General features: G+C 42.9%; 18 protein-coding genes. 6 read left to right on the top strand and 12 right to left on the bottom strand.

Annotation, left to right across the window (positions count from 1 at the left end; translation table 11 throughout):
* The first annotated feature begins 35 nt into the window (after window positions 1–35).
* Window positions 36–152 (top strand): IS3 family transposase, encoded by a 117-nt coding sequence (locus LFYK43_RS10700; RefSeq protein WP_229718022.1) that lies wholly within the window; start codon window positions 36–38, stop codon window positions 150–152.
* A 118-nt stretch (window positions 153–270) separates the two neighbouring features.
* Here the strand turns inward: LFYK43_RS10700 and galT are convergent, their stop codons facing one another.
* Window positions 271–1755 (bottom strand): UDP-glucose--hexose-1-phosphate uridylyltransferase, encoded by a 1485-nt coding sequence (gene galT, locus LFYK43_RS10695; protein ID WP_124978148.1) that lies wholly within the window; start codon window positions 1753–1755, stop codon window positions 271–273.
* 47 nt (window positions 1756–1802) lie between these two features.
* Window positions 1803–2966, bottom strand: coding sequence for a galactokinase (locus LFYK43_RS10690; protein ID WP_124978146.1), 1164 nt, complete (start codon window positions 2964–2966; stop codon window positions 1803–1805).
* 150 nt (window positions 2967–3116) lie between these two features.
* On the opposite strand from LFYK43_RS10690, the gene LFYK43_RS10685 reads away from it, so the two are divergent.
* Window positions 3117–4130, top strand: a complete 1014-nt coding sequence (locus LFYK43_RS10685) for a LacI family DNA-binding transcriptional regulator (RefSeq protein ID WP_124978144.1) — start codon at window positions 3117–3119, stop codon at window positions 4128–4130.
* Between the two features lie 60 nt (window positions 4131–4190).
* On the opposite strand, the gene mgtE is transcribed toward LFYK43_RS10685, so the two are convergent.
* From mgtE to LFYK43_RS10670, 3 genes are read right to left on the bottom strand one after another with little or no spacing between them, the layout of a single operon-like run.
* Window positions 4191–5561, bottom strand: a complete 1371-nt coding sequence (gene mgtE, locus LFYK43_RS10680; protein ID WP_124978142.1) for a magnesium transporter — start codon at window positions 5559–5561, stop codon at window positions 4191–4193.
* A gap of 13 nt (window positions 5562–5574) precedes the next feature.
* Window positions 5575–6462 (bottom strand): RluA family pseudouridine synthase, encoded by an 888-nt coding sequence (locus tag LFYK43_RS10675; protein WP_124978140.1) that lies wholly within the window; start codon window positions 6460–6462, stop codon window positions 5575–5577.
* Window positions 6459–7268 (bottom strand): NAD kinase, encoded by an 810-nt coding sequence (locus tag LFYK43_RS10670; RefSeq protein ID WP_124978138.1) that lies wholly within the window; start codon window positions 7266–7268, stop codon window positions 6459–6461. The genes LFYK43_RS10675 and LFYK43_RS10670 overlap by 4 nt, the downstream gene beginning before the upstream one ends.
* 350 nt (window positions 7269–7618) lie before the next feature.
* Between LFYK43_RS10670 and LFYK43_RS10665 the strand changes: the two genes are divergently transcribed.
* Complete coding sequence (locus tag LFYK43_RS10665; RefSeq protein WP_229718021.1) at window positions 7619–8278, top strand: DsbA family protein; 660 nt, start codon at window positions 7619–7621, stop codon at window positions 8276–8278.
* Between the two features lie 115 nt (window positions 8279–8393).
* Here LFYK43_RS10665 and pepF read toward each other — a convergent pair whose 3' ends face one another.
* The 7 genes from pepF to LFYK43_RS10630 all read right to left on the bottom strand — a co-directional run bounded on the left by pepF (window position 8394) and on the right by LFYK43_RS10630 (window position 17616).
* Window positions 8394–10196 (bottom strand): oligoendopeptidase F, encoded by a 1803-nt coding sequence (pepF, locus tag LFYK43_RS10660; RefSeq protein ID WP_124978134.1) that lies wholly within the window; start codon window positions 10194–10196, stop codon window positions 8394–8396.
* 101 nt (window positions 10197–10297) lie between these two features.
* The gene (locus LFYK43_RS10655) at window positions 10298–11314 is read right to left on the bottom strand and encodes a competence protein CoiA (RefSeq protein WP_158609238.1); all 1017 of its coding nucleotides are present in this window, start codon (window positions 11312–11314) and stop codon (window positions 10298–10300) included.
* Window positions 11315–11507: 193 nt separating this feature from the next.
* Entirely contained in the window at window positions 11508–12260 is a 753-nt protein-coding gene (locus tag LFYK43_RS10650; RefSeq protein WP_124978130.1) for an adaptor protein MecA, read from the bottom strand.
* Window positions 12261–12508: 248 nt separating this feature from the next.
* Window positions 12509–12907 carry a transcriptional regulator SpxA gene (gene spxA / locus LFYK43_RS10645; protein WP_124978128.1) on the bottom strand — a complete coding sequence of 133 codons (399 nt, stop codon included), beginning with the start codon at window positions 12905–12907 and terminating at the stop codon, window positions 12509–12511.
* 371 nt (window positions 12908–13278) lie between these two features.
* Window positions 13279–13965 (bottom strand): anaerobic ribonucleoside-triphosphate reductase activating protein, encoded by a 687-nt coding sequence (nrdG, locus tag LFYK43_RS10640; protein WP_124978126.1) that lies wholly within the window; start codon window positions 13963–13965, stop codon window positions 13279–13281.
* Complete coding sequence (gene nrdD / locus LFYK43_RS10635) at window positions 13966–16119, bottom strand: anaerobic ribonucleoside-triphosphate reductase (RefSeq protein ID WP_124978124.1); 2154 nt, start codon at window positions 16117–16119, stop codon at window positions 13966–13968.
* A 201-nt stretch (window positions 16120–16320) separates the two neighbouring features.
* On the bottom strand, window positions 16321–17616 hold the full coding sequence (locus tag LFYK43_RS10630; protein ID WP_124978123.1) for an ammonium transporter: 1296 nt from the start codon (window positions 17614–17616) through the stop codon (window positions 16321–16323).
* Between the two features lie 369 nt (window positions 17617–17985).
* On the opposite strand from LFYK43_RS10630, the gene LFYK43_RS10625 reads away from it, so the two are divergent.
* From LFYK43_RS10625 to LFYK43_RS10615, 3 genes are all read left to right on the top strand, one after another.
* Window positions 17986–18537: a DUF1697 domain-containing protein gene (locus LFYK43_RS10625; RefSeq protein WP_124978121.1), complete on the top strand. Its 552-nt coding sequence runs from the start codon at window positions 17986–17988 to the stop codon at window positions 18535–18537.
* 66 nt (window positions 18538–18603) lie between these two features.
* Window positions 18604–18807: a hypothetical protein gene (locus LFYK43_RS10620; protein WP_124978119.1), complete on the top strand. Its 204-nt coding sequence runs from the start codon at window positions 18604–18606 to the stop codon at window positions 18805–18807.
* A 401-nt stretch (window positions 18808–19208) separates the two neighbouring features.
* Window positions 19209–19391 (top strand): hypothetical protein, encoded by a 183-nt coding sequence (locus tag LFYK43_RS10615; protein ID WP_124978117.1) that lies wholly within the window; start codon window positions 19209–19211, stop codon window positions 19389–19391.
* Window positions 19392–19402: the final 11 nt, after the last annotated feature.

Here is a 19402-nt window from a genome sequence, read left to right as displayed (position 1 = left end):
TTTTTGCTTTTAAACGTGCTTTGTCTCGCCTTGAAATGGAAGAATTTATCCAGCAGTGTATTGATTGGTACAATAACAAACGTCGTCAAGAAACACTAAACGGCATGACCCCAACAGAATATCGGAATCATGCCGTTCAGAAAATCGCATAGGTTTTAATTATTTGAGCTGTCTACTTGACACATAGTAGCCCCCGCCCATGATCTAACCGGGCGGATGCCTATTTTTTGCTCCAATTGGGAATATAAACTATCTATGCAGGAACACCTTTTAGTTGTCGTTAACAGCTTGAGTAAATTTCAAGAAAGCAGCCTGGCCTGTTGCATCTCGTTTGAAGACTCCAGCGTCTTCCAAGACTCGGGCAAAAACTTTGCCAACTTCAACTTGCAAGATCTCTGTGACGTTTTCAGCAGTCAAATCGGAATATTTCTGCTTAATTTCCTGCGCCCAGGTCAGATGGTAGTCAGTGATCTTGTTGGGTTGTCCCACAAGATAAGCCTCAACCTCTTTGAGCTCGTCTTTTAAGCGCGGCGGCAAGATCGCCAAGCCCATCACTTCGATCAAGCCAATATTTTCCTGTTTGATATGCTGGACATCTGGATGCGGATGAAAAATTCCGTCCGGAAATTCTGGGGACGTTTGATTATCACGTAAAACCAGGTCCAACTCCAGCTGACCATCCCGCTGCCGAGCGATCGGCGTCACCGTATGATGCGGTTCATTGTCGCTTTTTGCACGCACACCAACTGTTGGATCGCTGTAACTGCGCCATTTATTTAAGATCTGATCAGCCAATTCGATCAAAGCTGCCTTATCGGAACTTTGCAGACGGATAACAGACATCGGCCATTTGACGATCCCAGCTGTGACCTGATCAAAACCGGCAAAATGCAGCTGCGTTTCAATCGGTGCTTGCTCCATCGCAAAGACATGACGCCCGCCTTGATAATGCTCATGAGTTAGGATCGACCCGCCAACGATCGGCAGATCCGCGTTACTGCCGACAAAATAGCCAGGAAATTGTTCAATGATAGACAGCAGCCGGGCAAAGGTAGTTTTCTCGATCTGCATCCCATGATGTTTAGAATCCAGGAAAATGCAGTGCTCACCGAAGTAAGCATACGGAGAATACTGGAAGCCCCACTTTTCACCTAATAGATCAAATCTGATCACGCGGTGGTTGCTGCGAGCAGGATGACCGATCCGCCCCAAGTAGCCCTCATTTTCTAAACACAACTGACACAGCGGGTAACCAGTTGCTTTTTGCTTCTTAGCTAAAGCAATTTGCTTTGGATCTTTTTCTGGTTTAGATAAATTGATCGTGATCTCTAAATCACCGTAATCTGTCTGGGTAGTAAAGTAGATATTTTTAGCGATCGAGCGTGTTTTGATATAGTCGCTTTTTTTGCTCAATGCATAAAAGTCAGCGATCGCTTTTTGTGGACTGTCATTCTGATAGGTCTGCCAAAAATTCTCGTTGACCACACTTGGGGCTGGCACGATCAGCTCCATCAACTGGGCGGAAATAATATCCTGTTCATCGTGCGTTGTCCCGCATTTACCGTTGTTTTGCGCCTCTTTGACCAGCTCATCTTTCAAGTCGATCATGTCAGATTTTTCGGTCACTGCATCTAAAGCCTGATCACCAACGATCCGCAGGACATAATTGGTCAAATAAATCTGGTCAAGTGCTTGAAACTGACTGTTTTCAACTACCGCTGCAACGAATTTGGCAACTAATTTTTCTTGTGCCATTTCCTGTTCACCTTCACTTTAAAATTCTTTCTCTCTTCTCAATGCTCTTATAAGACTTTAGTCCCATCAGCGATCTCAGCTTCATAGAATGAAGGTGCGTAGCCGATCGTTTTCTCATATTCAGCGCCAACATTTTTTTCAAAAGCTGCAACTTGATCTTTAGCGACTAACGCGATCGCACAACCGCCAAAGCCCGCACCAGTCATCCGCGCTCCCAAGACGCCTGGCTGTTTCCAAGCCGTATGAGCGAGTGTATCCAATTCGATCCCAGTCACTTCATAATCATGCTCCAAAGAAACATGTGAAGCATTAACTAGATGACCAAATTCTTCTAACTTGCCTTCTTGCAATAGTTTTTCAGCCCGGGTAGTCCGTTCATTTTCTAAGACTGCATGACGTGCACGTTTGATCCGATTTTCGTCAGCAATCAAGTAAGCATATTCATCAAACGTTGCGGCATCCAGATCGCCCAAGCTCTTGATATCTAACTTCGTTTGCAACTCGCTTAAGGCTTTTTCACATTCAGCCCGCCGCTCATTGTATTTAGAATCAGCTAATTCACGCCGCTTGTTGGTGTTCATAATAATGATCACGTATCCCTTTAAGTCTAAAGGAACTAGCTGGTAATCTAGGGTATTCGTGTCTAATAAGATCGCATGGTCTTTTTTGCCCATCCCCACGGCGAATTGATCCATGATCCCAGAATTAACACCAATAAATTCATTTTCCGTCTTCATGCCTAACTTGATCAAATCAAGGCGGGCAAGATCCAAGTCAAATTGGTCGACAACGATTTGGCCGATCAGCATTTCCAAAGCAGCAGAAGAAGACAAGCCGGCACCATCGGGAATATTACCGTTAATGTAAATATCCAGCCCGCTGGTAACTTGATAACCGCCTGCTTGAATGAATTTGATCATTCCTTTAGCATAATTCGACCAGGAATCTTCTTTAACAAATTCTAGTTGGTCCAGATCAGCTTCGATCACACCGCGTTTTGCAAAGTTGCCGGAGTAAAAACGCAGCTTGCGATCTGAACGCTTAGCTGCTGCTCCCCAGATTCCTAAAGAAATCGCACACGGGAAAACATGACCGCCGTTATAATCTGTATGTTCCCCGATCAAATTGATCCGGCCAGGTGAAAAGTATTCTGCACTGGGTTCTGCTCCATAAATTTTAGTAAATTCAGTGACCAATTCTTCCTTGTTCATTCTAGTACCCTCCTAAGATTTTTAAAGTAAACGCTTTAATAGTTCTATTTTAACTTCTTTTACTAAAAATAGCAACTTTTTACTAATTTATTTACTAAATTATTTACTGTGGTAAAATAGAGTTAATCATAAGTGAAAGGGCGTGCACAAATGGCAACAATTAAAGACGTTGCTGACTTAGCAAAAGTTTCAGCTGCGACAGTCTCGCGCGTTTTAAACCACGACCAAACGATGTCTGTCGGTCAAAAAACAAAAGCGCGCGTCTTTCAAGCTGCACAGCAATTAAATTACACTAAAAATCATTCCGTCAAGGGACCTGCATCGCCGACGATTGCGATCATCGAATGGTACACCGAACAGCAGGAACTAAACGACCTTTACTATTTTTCCCTGCGTGAAGGAATCGAAAGCAAAGCAAAGGAATTAGGTTATCAGATCACCCGGCTTTTCCACACCGACTCGCTGCAAAAAGCGGCTGATTGCGCAGGGATCCTTGCTTTAGGCAAGTTTAGCGAACAGCAGATCAAACAAATCGGCCAACTATCGCCAAACGTTGTTTTTGTTGACTGTAATACTCTCTCCTTGGGCTATAGTTGTGTGGTCCCCGACTTCAACACGGGGGTAGCAGCAGTATTAGATCATTTCCAGGCCGCTGGTTTAACCAAGATCGGCATGTTGGCAGGAGAAGAACAAACTACAGACCAGCAAGAAAGCTTACTTGATCCGCGTTTTACCGCCTTTAAAAAGCTCCTCACCGCTCGCAAAAATTACGAGCCGCGTTTTGTTTATGTTGGTCAATTCACCCTCGATTCCGGCTATCAGATGATGCGCCAAGCGATCCACGAGCTAAATACAGATCTGCCTGAAGCTTTCTTTGCGGCAAATGATTCCATCGCTGTTGGAGCATTACGCGCCTTACAGGAGGAAAACATTAAAGTTCCGGAGCAAACCAGTATCATCTCATTTAATGACTCCTCTTTGGCGGAGTTCGTTTACCCTAAGCTCAGCAGTGTCCATGTTTTTACAGAAGAAATGGGCTCGATCGCTGTTGAGCTGCTCTTCTCACAGCTCAGTGACCCGCATTACCAAGCGCCGCGGATGGTGACTCACGGCGTGAAGCTGATCTTACGTGACAGTTCAATTGATCAAACCGTATTAAAATAGCAGTTGCTAAAACCCTTATTCTCAATTTCAGAGAAAAGTGTTTTAGCAACTGCCTTTTTTTTACGCATTTATGAAGAAATTCAAGAATTGATGTGCGATGTTAAAGTAGATCAGTACAGACGTCAAATCACTCAAAGTAGAAATGAATGGTCCAGACGCAACTGCTGGATCCACGCCGATCTTGTCCATCACCAACGGAATGATACTGCCGGCGACTGTCGCAACGATGATCGCCGTAGCTAAGGAGACCCCGATCACTGAACCTAAGATCCAATTGTTTTTCCATAAACCAACCAGCACGCAGATCGTTAACCCAGTTACGATCCCCGTCAGCAGCCCAGTTGACAATTCGCTGATGATCGTTTTCCAGCCAGAACGGCGCTCTTCTTCGCTGTCAGACAGGCCTCGGATCGCGACCGCCAAGCTTTGAGTCCCAGCATTACCGGCGGTCCCAGTGATCAAGGAAACAAACACCGCCAAGATGCTTGCCTGCGAGATCAGGCCTTCATAGTGATCGATCAGTGTCGTTGTCGACATTCCTAAAAACAGCAAGATCACCAGCCACGGCAGTCGTTTTAATGATGCCCGAAAGGGATCTTCAGGGGTCTCTTCCGTATCAACACCGGCCAAACCGGAGTATTCACCAGCATTTTCTTCATCAATGACATCAATAACGTCATCGACATTGATAATGCCGACCAGCTTATTGGCGTAATCAATAACCGGCAAAGCAACAAAGTTATAATCACGGACCTTACGGGCTACTTCCGCTTGGTCTTCATCGACTGGCACAGAGATCACTGGATCAGTCATAATTTCTGAGATCAAAGTTTCTTCCGGATTAGTCAGCAGATCACGTAAAGTTACCACGCCGATCAATTCATTATCATCCGTCACGACATAGGCATAATAAATCAGCTCGGCATCAGCCGCCTCTTCTCTGATATCTTTAATTGCAGAACTAATATCTTGGCTGGCAAAAATATCGACATATTCAGTTGTCATCAAAGCCCCGGCGGTCTTATCCTCATAATGAAGCAAAGAGCGAATTTCCGCCGAACGCTCCTCTGGCAGCGCTAGTAAGTAGTGGGTCAAATCTTTATTTTGAGCGTAAGCCAAGATATCGACGGCGTTATCGGTATACATTTCATCGATCACTTTTGCAGCATAAGAAATCGGCATCTCCTGGAAATATTTAACAACCTCTTCTGGCTCTTCTTCAATTGCATCAAACATGTCACCAACTTCGACCGCAGTCAAATAGCGGTACAGCCGGCTGCGCAATGTCTGGTCAAGTTCCGCAAAAATCTGCGCCTGCTCATGGACATGCAGGTCCAAATATTCGCGCCGGAATAATTTAGCCTTTTGGGTGCTCAGCAACTGGATGATCCGCTGCATCTTATCTGAATTTTGAAGTTGCTTTTCAGCCATGATCGTACCTCTTCTATAGTTTTTTCCAATATTGCTGCATGTCCTGCGCAACGGGCGCAGTTAAGGTGATCTTTTGTCCCGTCAAAGGGTGAGCAAAAGTGAAACGGTGACAATGAAGAGCCTGCCGCTCTAAAGGACTGCTTTGCGGGCCGTTATACATGGTATCCCCCAGCAACGGATGTCCGATGTAAGCACAATGGACTCGCAGCTGATGCGTCCGACCAGTCTTAGGCCTTAGCTGACACATTGAATTGCCGCCCTTTACTTCCAAAAGTTTTAAAGAAGTTTGTGCTTTTTTCCCAGCTGGGTCAACGCGGCGTTTAAATAAACTTTCTGGATCACGTCCAATTGGCTGGCTGATTTCCAGTTCAGCTTGAACCGTTCCTTGCAAAAAAGCTGTATATTCCTTGCTGATCGTCCGCGCTTGCATCTGTTGGTCTAACAGAGCGTGAGCGTACCGGTGTTTAGCAAATAAAACTACCCCGCTTGTGTCACGGTCTAGGCGCGATACGATATGTGGGACGATTCCCTGATAACTGCGGACTTGGTAATAACCGCAAACGCGATTGACTAATGAATCACCCGGATAAAGCGGTGAAGGCACAGAAGGCAAAAACGGCGGCTTATTGACTGCCAGCAGATCCTGATCTTCATAGATAATTTCTAGGGGGACAAAGGATGGGCGCAGCTCACTTTTGCGGCCATGTTCTGGTGGAACGATCAATGCCACTGTCTGACCCGGGTTGATTTTATCCACGGTCCGACCTTGAATGTTATCGACCAAGATCTGTCCGCCTTCATGCCTGACCTTAGCCAGCAGCCGCCGCGAAACACCCTGCTTTTGCAGAAAGCTTTTTAATTTGATTGCTGCAAGACCCTCAAATTTCCAGACAAACTTCATTTTCCGTCACCGATAAAGGAATTTTTAACTCGGTTCCAAAACCCGTTATGCCGATATTTAGCAAAATGGATCTTCTTCTTCGAGATCTTAAAAGAAACCTGTGCAATATCATTAGAATGATAGTAACTGGAATCGACCGTCAGTAAAAAGTCCTCGCTGCTGCTGGGATCGACTGGAACTAAAGTCACCCAATCATTAGGACTGATCACCAAGGGCGAACTCAATGTCCGAAAAACGCGGTTGTTGATCGAGCCAATTTCCGTTAACTGCAAGGCTGGCAAATCCGGGTGGATCACTGCCCCGCCCAAAGATTTGCTATAGCCGGTGGAACCAGTCGGTGTGGCTATGCAAAGTCCATCACCGCGAAAACGTTCAAAAGCATCCCCGCCTATAAACACATCAGCGGTCATGGTCGGCCCAACTCGCCGTAAGGAAGACTCATTTAAAGCCAGATGCTGCTTAATTTCACCCGCGACCCGAGTCTTAACGCTGACGTCAAGTAAGGGATATGAAACCGACTGGCGGTTGTCAGATTGCAAGCTGATGACGAGATCATCGATCTCATCATCACGCCAATCTGTGTAAAAACCCAAATGACCAGTATGAACACCGACAAAACGAATCTTTTCTAACTGGCTTTCATAGTGGTGAAAAGCAGCCAAAAGTGTCCCATCACCGCCGACTGTGATGACAATATCGGGATTTTTAGAATCAAAAACAAAATGTCTTTCTGCGAGTTTTTTTTCAAGTTGGCGTTTCACTTCAACCGATTTTGCGGCATCATTTGCAAAAATCTCGATTTTCATATTTTTCCTCTTCTGTTCACTCAATAAGTCAGGACAATTCTTGTTCTAATACACCTAATTAGTTTACCACAGTTAGTGTTTCATTTAAATTTACCACCCTCAGAAGTTAATTTGACAAAAAATTTTCGGTATATACCAAAAAATAGTGCCTTTCGCTTTTATTTCAGTGCAACATTAATTATAATAGTGAAGGTTTCCATTTCAGAGTTGGAAAACAGACCTCGATCCCTTATTGATCGTACATCGATCAAAAGGCACATTAATTGCAAATTATACGAAGTCTGGTAAAGTGAGGGTAACATTTTGAGAAAAATGACAGTTAGTTTTTGGAGGAAGCAATTGTGTTAGAGATGTACTTGTTTATTAACCCGATCGGCGATGTTTGTTATCACACAGAGCAACAGATACTTAAGCTTGTTGAATCGTCTACTGAAAAAGTTCGTTTTCGTTTTATTCCTTTATTGAATATGGAAAGTGTTCAGGCTGTCATGGAGCAAAAAAAGATCCCGCAAAATGACTTAGCAGCTCGTAATCAGCTGGTGACCAACATATACCACGCAGCACTTGATTTTAAGGCAGCTTTATTTCAAGGTAAAAAACGCGGCCGCAATTTCTTATTAAGTATCCAACGTCAAGCCGAACTGCACGATGGCACATATAGCGACGAGATCGCACTGCAAGCAGCGAGGGAATCCAACTTAGACCTTGAAATGTTTTTAAACGATCGAAATTCTGAGTTTGCCGCCCGTTCATTTATGAAGGATCAACGGACTGCTGCAGAAATGATGGTTACTCATCATCCAACCGTTGTTTTATATAACGTGAAAGGCTATGACTGCGGTATTGCATTGGATGCCTGTCAGTCATATAAAACATTAAAAGAAGTTTTTGCTGGTCAAGTCCCAACTGGTTTAAACGGCAAAGATCATTGTCATAAAACTCAGATCAATTCGTTTTTACAAACTAACCAGACCCCGCTTAAACTCAAGATCAACAGTAATAATCATTGAATCCACGAATCACGGTGAGCTGCAAAGCAGCCTGCTGTGTTTTTTTATCCAACGATGCTAAAAAAGCTTGGCGCCTCATTCATGCTTCTGAATGGCTGCCAAGCTTTTCATTTGCTTACAGGAGTTTCTCCAATTCTGTCAACCGCTCTTCGAACACCTGAAAAGCAGATTCAAGGTAGTTTTCCGTGGTCATATCCACCCCTGCTCGTCGCATGATCTCGATCGGATAATCAGAACTTCCTGCTTTCAAATAGTTCAAATAATCCGCTGTATGCTTTGGATCATCGTCTAAAATATTATTAGCTAAAGTCGTCGCTGCCGCAAAGCCGGTCGCATATTGATAAACATAAAAATCATAATAAAAATGCGGGATCCGGGTCCATTCATCAGCGATCTGCGGCGTCTTGCCAACAGTTTTGCCGTAATATTGCTGGTTAAGCTGTAAATATTTAGCAGACATCTGCTCAGCAGTCAGCGGTTGGCCCAATCCGTCTGTTTCGTGCAGCCACTGTTCAAACTCAGCGAACTGAGTCTGACGATAGACCGTTCCCTTGAAACCGTCTAAGTAATAGTTTAAAACATAGGCCCGAACTTGCGGATCAGTTTCATGTTCTAACAGATAAGCGGTCAAGAGATTCTCATTAGTTGTGGAGGCAATTTCTGCCACGAAAATTGAGTAGTCGCCGTATTGGTAGGGCTGGTTGTGCTTAGTGAACTGACTATGCATACTGTGTCCCATTTCATGGACCAGAGTGTACAGACTATCAAGGTCATCGTTCCAGTTCAACAAAATATATGGTGGAGTATCATAAGCTCCGCCAGAATATGCACCACCGCGTTTACCCTTATTATGAATGACATCGATGTAACGATTATCGAAGGCCTCTTGAACCTGCTCCACGTAATCTTTTCCCAGTACAGCCAATGCTTGCAAGGCGATCTTCTTGGCGTTTTCAAAAGAATAAGACAATTCGGGCTTGCCGGTCAAAGGTGTGTAAAGGTCATACATCGCCAGGTCCTCCAGCCCCAAAGTCCGCTGACGCAAAGCAACGTACCGCTGCAAGAGGTCAGCATGCTGGTGAACTGCAGTGACGAGGCTGTCATAAACAGTTTCTGGAATATTATTTTGATTCAAAGCTGCCTGACGGGCATTCGCATAGTTTCTTGTTTGTGCGTCAAAGTTCTGAATATGCACGTGTGAGCCTAAAGTTTGTGCGAAGGTCCGCGCAAACTGATGGTAAACTTGATACAGTTTAGTAAATGCTTGTTGTCTGACCGACCGATCAGGACTTTGAATCAGCTGGTTATATGTACTATCAGTTAATTCAACTCGACTGCCGTTCGAATCGATCACATCTTCAAATTGCAGATCAGCATCATCTAAAACAGAGAAGATATTTGCGGGAGTTTCTAAGATATCGCTCATCGAGGCTAATAATTCTTCTTGGGCCGGTTCTAGAGTGTGCTCCTTAAAGCGCATCATATCTGCCAAAAACTGACGGTATTCCTGCAAGCCTGGTTCAGCTTGATAATATGTTGCCAACTTTTTTGAGCCCAGCGCAAGAACTTCTGGTTTAAACCAAGCACACTGGCCGCTGATTTGAGCAATCAGAGCTTGAACTCTTGAAAAAAGCCCATGATAGTATGAATCAGTCGTGTCTTGATCATTTTTCATACTAGCATAAACATAGACTTTTTCTGCCTGACGATCAATGGCAAGCAAGCTTTTAACTGCTTGCAATAAAGCAGCTGCTCCCGTCTGTAGGGTCCCTTGGTACTGTTGAAAATCCGCAGCCTTTTCCTTCACCTTCGCAAAGGCATGTTCAAAATCTTGCTCTGTTTTAAAAACGAGTGTCAGATCCCATGTTAATTCAGGTTTGACATCTGCTCGTAGTGGAACTATCTTTTTTTCAGCCATCAATTTTCCTCCTTAAATTCAACCCAAGTCCCTTTACCCCCATTTTTAAATGTCTGGTCACTGCCAACAAAAATAAAACGCGGATATGGTTGTTTTTAATTCTACCCATCATTTTTATGAAAAGCAAAATTTTCCAACTGATTTACGAACCGTTCCCATTCAAGTAAGCAAACTTTGCTAATATCAATAAAGGGCATCAAAAATAAATCTGCCGTACCAAGTATTTGACTCGGTGCTAACTGCCGCAGCATTTTTTGACTGGTGCAATTAGCCAGTGCCCTGACTTTCCAGATAAAGGCAGGCTTCCGAAAAACGGGGGGATAATAGCAGGTTTGGATCGACTGAGCAGCGGCCGTGGCAAAAGAAATTTTATTAACGTAGCATGCTTCTTGGGCTTGGTAGATCTGCTGGTCACAAGCACGACATTTGTAAAGTAAACTTTGCTTTTGTTTGAGCCTTTCATTCTGTGTCACCCCAAAAAAGCGAATATAATGATCAGTATGCAAAAATGCTGTGAGCTGCTGTAAGTTCCGGGCAAAAAAACGCATATATTTGACCGGCAGCAAATCTGCCATCTGGATCCCATATAAAACTTCAAACCGTTCATAAACTGTATCTAGAAAAATCAGGTAAAACCCTAAATTATGGTGCCATCGGATGAACTGCGCGATCTGCTGTGTCAGTCTATGCTTGAGATAGTGTCGTCGTCCTAAGACCCAAAGATACGAAAAACCGTCCTTCAAATAACCGCTTGATCGCCGCTGCATTTCTGCTGCACTCAATGGGGCACACTGGAACTCAAATGCGACCCGCTTTCCATCATGGATCCCTAAAACATCGGGGCGTTGCCGTAAATCGATCTGGTAAGCTTCGATTTGGACTTGCCAATTAAGCTGAGCGCACCAATTCGCCAGCAGCTTTTTTCCTTTCAGATGTTCCGCCGTTTCCCCCTCGCTAAAAGCATGACAACTATGACTATGATGGGCGTAATGAGCAGCTTTTAAATTACCCTGCTTGACAATGACCGGACCCAAACAACTCGGACAAAAATATTTTTCATTTTTATAAGCATCTGTTGCCACCACCAATGCTCCAGTCTGATTTTTTGCATACAACAAAATCAACGCCTCCCTACTAATAAGTACGCAAAAAATGAACAAACTTGTTATTTTTTTCAAAATTTCGCAAAACAATCCAAAGCTCTGCCTGAATGCGCTGGCGGCAAATTATTTTGAGCAAAAAAAATCACACCCCCTACAGAAACAAAGTCTGTCAGGGGTGTGATCTTATCTTATTTTGTTCTATCAAAAACTACTTGAAGTAGTGTAAAGCCCAATGAAAAGCATTATCTTCGACCAGCAGCTTGCCGCGCTCACGCAACAGGGCTGAACCAAAAGCAACACCTTGTCCATATTCATAAACATTACTCATAAAGTCCTTGATCCGTGCCGGAGATACCTCTTGCGAATCGAAAGCCAAATCGAGGAAATACTGTCCTTTAAAGAGGAAGAGGCTAGCACGTACCTGGGCATCACCCACAACCTTCACGAGGTTGACAAAATCTTCGAAGTCAGCAAAACCGATCACGTGGTGACTGACAGCTGGCTGCTGGCTGGAAGGATCATTCTTAATGTCTCCATCGGAAAGTGTCGACTTTCTTTCATCGCGATAGTCAGAAATGTGATTGCGAATATAGTCCGCTACATCATCGTTGACACCAAAACTATTCATATTTAACTGCTCTAATGTCTTCTTAATATCGTCAGTCGTTGCATCATTGGCATGATCATCCGCTGGATTATAAGGCATTTTATCCAAGTTATCTGGATCAACCTTAGAAATAAAGAGTTCTAGTCCATTTCGGTTCGGCAGAACTTGGAAAGTAACTGCGTCGATATTCCTAAACTCATGATCAACGTCAACTTCATCTAAGATGCTATAAAAGAAACTTTCAATTTCGTTTTGGCTCCCTAACAGATCTAGAACAGTGACGCCACGATCTGCCAGATCCTGGTTTTCCAAAAGTACTCGGATCGTGCTATCGTTGATTTTTTCCATTTCCATCTGTGGTCGCCCTACCTTTCACAATGTCTAAATTAAAATCCCTAGACTTATTAGTTTGATTGTACCACTGATACAGCGAAAAATATAGGGTTTGGTCAAGATAAATCAGGATTACCAATTTATTATCGGCACCCCGATTTTCCTTCAGATCTTTCGCGTTCAGCTAACCGGCCGCTCACTTTTTCAACCGACCAAACAAGCTGCCCAATAAAAAAACCGCCTACAAAGAGACGGTCATCTTTTATCAATTAGAACCCTGCCAAAGCTTGAGCTTCCTTAAGCTCCATCGCACGAACCTCGCGCGGTAAGAAGCGCCGGATCTCATCTTCATTGTAGCCAACTTGGAGACGTTTGTCGTCCATAATAATTGGTCTACGTAAAAGCCCGGGATTTTTCTGGATCAAGTCGAATAGTTCTTTCAGCGGAAGCTCATCCAAATCAACATTTAAGTCTTGATAAACTTTCGAGCGCTTCGAGATGATTTCTTCCGTTCCGTCCTCAGTCATCTGGAGAATCTGCTTGATCTCATTGACACTGAGGGGCTCTGAAAAAATATTACGTTCCTTAAAAGGGATATTCTGTTCTGTTAACCATGCGCGAGCTTTCCGACATGAGGTGCAACTTGGTGAAGTATATAATGTAACCATGTAAATCGCTCCTTTGATAGTTAAACCCTAATCAAACAATATATTCTCTACAATGAATATTATACACTAATTCAGAAAAAATAAAACCTTATTTTGAAATATTTTTGTAAAAAACCTATCTATTATTTAAAATGAATCTAAATTAAGCTAGTTTGCCTTGGTATGTCCACCCTATATTTAATTAAATAACATTTATTTGTATTTAAGCATTACTTTTTTCTAATGTACAAGCTGGTCAGATATTTATATGCTGTACAATTCATTTTTAGGGGTATTATCAGAATAAAAATTTATTTTTAGAGAAAAATGCAATAATTTTGCGAAAAAGGCAAGCACAACCAGTGCTTGCCTTTGACCAAAACATTTCAAATTTAAGAAACTAAACCATCCCAGAGAACTACTCGACCATCTTTCAGTGATTTTTGGACATCAATGATCCGCTGATTTGCGCTCCCACGAAATTGGAGGGTCAAGTCTTTTTGCTCTTCTTCAAAACGGCCATCGACCAGGATATCGATTTTTTTGAGCATTTCAAGTTTGTCAGCAGACTCTTTTTGCAACTCTTCCCAGGTGTAGCCGCTCCATGACCAGATGTCTTTGGTATACCCGTATGCATCACGTAAACGATCGATCAAAGAGAGACAAACTTGGGTATTTAAAAACGGTTCGCCGCCTAGCAGAGTCAAACCTTGACAGTAGCTTTGTCCAATATCTGCGATGATTTGATCTTCCAGTTCCTTAGTATAAGGTTTGCCGTAGTTAAACGACTGCGCTGCTTTATTGTAGCAGCCTGGACAGGCAAACAGACAGCCGCTGACATATAGGCTGCAGCGGACCCCTTCTCCATCCACAAAGTTAAAAGGCTTGTAATCCGCAATTTTGCGCAAAGAAAGGTCCTGCGCTAACCATTCTTGCGGTTGCGGATTTTTCGGCCTTCTTCTGGACTGAGTCCGCTTCCGCCTAGCTTTTTTGACTTTTTTCTGGTCAGACCGCGCTAAATCGTCTTCGTTGATAAAATTCGTATCGCCATTGACCGTGATCCGAACTTGTTCTCCCATTTATTTCATCTCACTTGATAAATTCTTCTTGCGCGAGGCGATCTCAACATGCCGCCCGTGGACCATTGGCCGTTGCAATGGATTGCCCAAGTAGCCGCAGGTCCGTTTGACGCAATCACAAGTTTTAGGATCATGGTTCCCGCAATCAGGGCACTCGAACCCACGAGCTGTTGCCTTAAATTCGCCTTGAAAACCGCAACGGTAGCAGTGATCGATCGGTGTATTTGTCCCTAAGTAGCCAACTTTATCATAAGCCCAATCCCAAACAGCTTCCAATGCTTTGGGATTTTGCCTCAGATTAGGATATTCACAATAATGAATAAAGCCGCCCGCAGCATAATGAGGGTATGCCATTTCAAAACTCAGTTTTTCAAACGGCGTAGGATGTTTACGCACGTCATAATGAAAACTATTCGTATAGTAATCCTTAGCGGTGATGTCTTTGATCCGCCCAAATCTCTCCGTATCTAAACGGCAGAAACGGTCAGTCAATGATTCGCTTGGAGTCGAATAAACACTAAAATGGTAGCCGGTTTCTTGTGACCACTTGGCACAGTGCTCATTTAGCGCTTTGACGATCGCAACAGTAAAATCATGGGCAGCCTGATCATGTTCCCAGTTAGGTCCAAAGAAGACTGTACCAACCTCGTAAAGGCCAATATATCCCAGTGAAACTGTTGCCCGTTCATGCTTGAACATCACAGAAACATCATCATCTGGGCTCAAACGTTTGCCAAAAGCGCCATACTGGTAGAGGATCGGGGCATTTTCCGGAGTTGCGTCCAAAACACGTTTGACCTTGAAATCCAAGGCTGTTTTAGCCACGTCCATCCGCTCTTCAAAGATTTGCCAGAACAAGTCAAAATCTCCATGAGATTCCAATGCGATCCGCGGCAAATTAACAGTTACGACCCCCAGATTCATCCGTCCGGAGTTAACTTCCTTGCCAGATTCATCATGCCAACCCTGCAGAAATGAACGGCAGCCCATTGGCACTTTAAAACTACCAGTGATTTCTTTGATCGTGTCATACATTAAAACGTCTGGATACATTCTTTTAGTAGCACATTCGACTGCTAACTGCTTAATATCATAGTTGGGATCACCAGGTGCCAGATTGAGGTCCTTTTTTAAGGTGTATACCAATTTAGGGAAAATAGCCGTCCGCTTTTCTTTTCCTAACCCTGCGATCCTAATTTTTAAGATCGAGCGCTGAATTTCACGAGAGATCCAAGAAGTTCCCAAGCCAAAACCTAAGGTCGTAAAAGGAGTTTGTCCCTGTGAGGAAAAGAGTGTATTGATCTCGTATTCTAAGGCCTGCATTGCATCATAAATGTCCTTTTTAGTCCGCTTTTTGGCAAAGAGCTCCACCTTAGCCGGATCATCAATAAACTCTCTGCCCTCTTTTAAATGCTTCTCATAGTTTTTAAAAGCAAAAGGCTCGAGCAATTCATCGACCCGATCGGCTGAGCAGCCGCCATACTGACATGAAGCAACGTTGGCAATGATCTGAGACATCTGTGCGGTCGCAGTTTGAATCGAATGCGGACTTTCAACCTCAGCATTACCGATCTTAAAGCCATTGGTCAACATTTCTTTGAAGTCGATCAAACAACAGTTGGTCATTGGGCTCCAAGGGGTATAATCCAGATCATGATAGTGAATATCACCACGCAAATGTGCCTTGGCGACGTGCTCAGGCATTAACCGCAGACCTAAAGTCTTCCCCACGGTCCCTGCCGTCAGATCTCGTTGTGTATTAAAAACATTACTGTCTTTATTGGCATTTTCGTGGACCAGCTCCGGATCTTTAGACTGCAAACGAGATAAACGAGCAGCCGGATCTGTTTGTTGGGACCAATCTGATTCTTCTTTCTGACGTGCAGCCGCGAACTGAGCTGCTTCCTGCTCATAACCCGCTTGTTTCAAAACAGTGACCAGTTCTTGGGCCAGCTGATCCGCGCTGACCTGGGCCTGCCCGTTTAACCGGTTTAATAGTGCGCTCAAAAGCTCCAATTTCTCATCTTGCAAGGATAATTTACTAAGTACTTGCTCCAATTTATATAGTTGAAACTTCATCGGATAACCATCACGTTTCACTACAATTTTAGGCAGCATCAGCTTTGTTTTTAAGTGCTGTTTAACATCCATCATTTTAATTATCCCCTTTCCTTAAAAGTCAATTTATCGGTTAAGTTGAATTCTCAGCCACAACATCTTGTGGTTAATACGATTTTTATTGTACATCCTTACACAAAAAAATACAATATATAGCATTCAAAAAAAGAACTTGACACTATATATTGTACAACGCATTATTTGAATTTAACTTTTCAGCCAGATATGGTACAGGCGTTATTTTTTATTCAGCCGAGATAATTGCCCTTTAAATTCAGAGCCAAACTTAGCAACATCTTGAAAGTGGTCCTCAACCGTATAATCTGCTTTTTCTCCGTGCAGACTAAAATCCAGCCCAGAAGTTTCTTCTGCTTTTGAAACCCTGATCGGCAAAAATGCTTTTAAAACAAAAATGATCAGTGCAGCCATGATCGTCACAAACACGATCGTCAGCAAGGTACCAGCCGTTTGAATCCCAAGCAGCTTCCATCCGCCGCCGTAAAAGAGTCCATTATCAACCACTACGTCGTTGACTTGTTTAGTTGCAAATGCACCAACCAGGATCGACCCGATGATCCCAGAGACACCGTGGCAGCCAAAAGCATCCAGCGGATCATCAAACTTAAGTCGCGGCTTGATGTAGTTGACAAACAAGAAACTGCCTGCGGCACAGAGCAGACCGATAAAGCAAGAACCAACATTAGTCACATAACCAGTTCCAGGAGTGACTCCGACTAAACCACACAATGCACCGGTACAAACACCAACCAGAGTAGGTTTGCCTTGGGTAAAAACCTCAAGCCCCATCCAGGTCACCATGGCAACCGCCGTGGCGATCGTAGTGGTTAAGAAAGCATTCATTGCAACATTGCCAACACCAAGTGCTGACCCAGCGTTAAAACCATACCAACCGATCCACAAGATCGCTGTTCCCAATAAGACCCAGGATAAATTGTAATGATCATCACTTTTTTTCAGGCGCGGTCCAAGGAAGATCGACAAAATCAACGCAGTGACACCAGCATTAATATGCACTACTGTTCCGCCCGCAAAGTCCAAGACACCCAGAGAAGCCATCAAGCCATCCGACGTCCAAACCATATGTACCAAAGGATAATAGATCAACAGGCTCCAGAAGATCACGAAAGCCAGCAAGAAGTTAAAGTTCATCCGCCCAACGATCGAACCCACAAATAAAGCTGGCGTAATGACAGCAAACATCATTTCGAAAGCCATAAAGGCTGCGTGAGTGATCCCGACATCTTTGTTCTGAATCGATGTCAAATCAAAACCGCTCAAAAAGAAATGAGAAATATGTCCAATGACTCCGCCGATATCTTGTCCAAAAGACATTTCATACCCAACGGCTAAAAATAAGATCACGCACACACCACAAAGAATAAAAACAGATAACATTGTGTTTACGACATTATTTTTGGAAACCAGACCACCATAGAAGAACGCTAAACCAGGAGTCATGGCAAAAACCAGAATTGTTGCCAAAAACAGGAACGTTGTGTTGACCAAGCTCATAAAAAGACCTCCCTCAAAGATGTATGTTATAAATTCTAACATAGTTTTTGGCGAAAACAAGTTATAATCCATAAAAAGGCAGATATTTTTGCGGATATGACAATCCCATGTCATATTTTATATCATATCGGGTTCAATATTTATCAATGTCCAACCTAGGTCTAGCCAGCTATTTTATGAGATCTCAATCTTAAACAGCCGTTTAAAGAAGTCTAAAAATTAACTTGCCAGAACCTACATTTTTAATTGCCATAAACCGAGATTACTTTTCTTATGTTGCCCTTGACAAGCTTTGCTGCGACAATATATTCTGAATGTGATAGTATTGTTGATATGTACTATGAATAATGTAATACGAGGGGCGTTACTTTGGAAAGATATATAGCATTCTTGCGAGGTGTCAATGTAGGCGGCAACAATAAAATATCAATGCCAGTTTTGAAAGAAACTTTTGAAGAGAATGGTTTTTTAAACGTGAGAACTTATATCAACAGTGGAAATATCATATTTTCTAGTGACATTCAAAACAAAAGTAAACTCACAAAGCAATGTGAAACAATTATTGTTGATAAGTTTAATACTTATATTTCAGTGCTTGTGTTATCACCAAATGAGTTGTCAGATATACTCTCAAATGCTCCAGATTGGTGGGATAGCGGGGACCAAGAACGCTATAATAGTATTATTTTTGTTATTCCTCCTACAACGGCAGATGAAGTTTATGCCGTAATTGGAGAAGCTAAACCAGACTATGAGCAAGTAGAGATTTATAAAAATGTCATCTTTTGGTCTTTTAAACGCAATTATCGTTCTAAGACACAATGGGGTAAGACCGGCAACACTTCTTTCAAGAATAAGATAACAGTTAGAAATGCGAATACTGCAAGAAAATTACTAAAACTTGCTGAAAAAAGTGAATAGTAATGAATAACAGCACATCAAAAGATGTAATTTCACGTCACGGTAAATTTGATGGAGACCGTTCAAATGACTAATAATATGATTTATAAAAACAGTGGTGTACACTTTTTAGTGTTGATGAGTAAAATCATCAGCACTATTTTTTCTCAAAATAATCAAAAAGGACATCATTGTCCCTCAAGTGCTAAGATCAAAGTGTCCAAAAATCAATCAAAGCGAGGTTTTTATGATGTCCCAAGACAATTCTATCCTAAATTTACTCGAGATTAAAGGCCCTAATATCCAAACTTCTGCAGTCAAGGATCAAGTTCAAAATAACTTGCACTTTAAAGAAGTCTCTGCCATCCTGACATACCAAGCCGACAAATGTCCATTCTATGCCTCAACTCAGGTGGTTAAGAATGGCTCTCGGCGAACAACGCTAAAGTTGCCGGCTGTAGTTCAAAAACCGGTTCATTTAGGGCTTAAAAGGCAGCGCTAGTTATGTCGCACGTGCCACAAAACTTTCAGTGCTGAGACACAGATCGTCTAACGCGGGCACTCGATCACAAGACAGCCTGAACCAAGTTAACGTAGAAAGGTTTTCTTTGTAAGCAGTGCCCAGCGGGACGTATTTAAATAAAAAACCAGATTTAATATAATTGCCTTATCAAATGAGATGAGGTGATTTTTTGGATAACAAGCATGATTTTGTCCAAGTTAAAATTGATGGTCCTAGATCAACGAATGAGGTTAAGTCTCAAAAGGCGATGCAGTTTCGCATTGATCAAAATAAAACTGTGGTGGGCTACAATCGGATCAACAACTATATCCTCGATGCTTTCTTAAAAGCGGTGTTCCCTCATGATGCTTGACTTGAATAAAA

Origin of the sequence: Ligilactobacillus salitolerans (genome assembly GCF_003864415.1) — a bacterium.
Classification (GTDB): domain Bacteria; phylum Bacillota; class Bacilli; order Lactobacillales; family Lactobacillaceae; genus Ligilactobacillus; species Ligilactobacillus salitolerans.
This window is presented reverse-complemented; position numbering and strand designations above follow the sequence as displayed.

Excerpts from the sequence above, each read along its gene's own strand:
- LFYK43_RS10700 (WP_229718022.1), top strand. The coding sequence starts at position 36 with ATGGAAGAATTTATCCAGCAGTGTATTGATTGGTACAATAACAAACGT.
- galT (WP_124978148.1), bottom strand. The coding sequence starts at position 1,755 with ATGGCACAAGAAAAATTAGTTGCCAAATTCGTTGCAGCGGTAGTTGAA.
- LFYK43_RS10690 (WP_124978146.1), bottom strand. The coding sequence starts at position 2,966 with ATGAACAAGGAAGAATTGGTCACTGAATTTACTAAAATTTATGGAGCA.
- LFYK43_RS10685 (WP_124978144.1), top strand. The coding sequence starts at position 3,117 with ATGGCAACAATTAAAGACGTTGCTGACTTAGCAAAAGTTTCAGCTGCG.
- mgtE (WP_124978142.1), bottom strand. The coding sequence starts at position 5,561 with ATGGCTGAAAAGCAACTTCAAAATTCAGATAAGATGCAGCGGATCATC.
- LFYK43_RS10675 (WP_124978140.1), bottom strand. The coding sequence starts at position 6,462 with ATGAAGTTTGTCTGGAAATTTGAGGGTCTTGCAGCAATCAAATTAAAA.
- LFYK43_RS10670 (WP_124978138.1), bottom strand. The coding sequence starts at position 7,268 with ATGAAAATCGAGATTTTTGCAAATGATGCCGCAAAATCGGTTGAAGTG.
- LFYK43_RS10665 (WP_229718021.1), top strand. The coding sequence starts at position 7,619 with ATGTACTTGTTTATTAACCCGATCGGCGATGTTTGTTATCACACAGAG.
- pepF (WP_124978134.1), bottom strand. The coding sequence starts at position 10,196 with ATGGCTGAAAAAAAGATAGTTCCACTACGAGCAGATGTCAAACCTGAA.
- LFYK43_RS10650 (WP_124978130.1), bottom strand. The coding sequence starts at position 12,260 with ATGGAAATGGAAAAAATCAACGATAGCACGATCCGAGTACTTTTGGAA.
- spxA (WP_124978128.1), bottom strand. The coding sequence starts at position 12,907 with ATGGTTACATTATATACTTCACCAAGTTGCACCTCATGTCGGAAAGCT.
- nrdG (WP_124978126.1), bottom strand. The coding sequence starts at position 13,965 with ATGGGAGAACAAGTTCGGATCACGGTCAATGGCGATACGAATTTTATC.
- nrdD (WP_124978124.1), bottom strand. The coding sequence starts at position 16,119 with ATGATGGATGTTAAACAGCACTTAAAAACAAAGCTGATGCTGCCTAAA.
- LFYK43_RS10630 (WP_124978123.1), bottom strand. The coding sequence starts at position 17,616 with ATGAGCTTGGTCAACACAACGTTCCTGTTTTTGGCAACAATTCTGGTT.
- LFYK43_RS10620 (WP_124978119.1), top strand. The coding sequence starts at position 18,604 with ATGACTAATAATATGATTTATAAAAACAGTGGTGTACACTTTTTAGTG.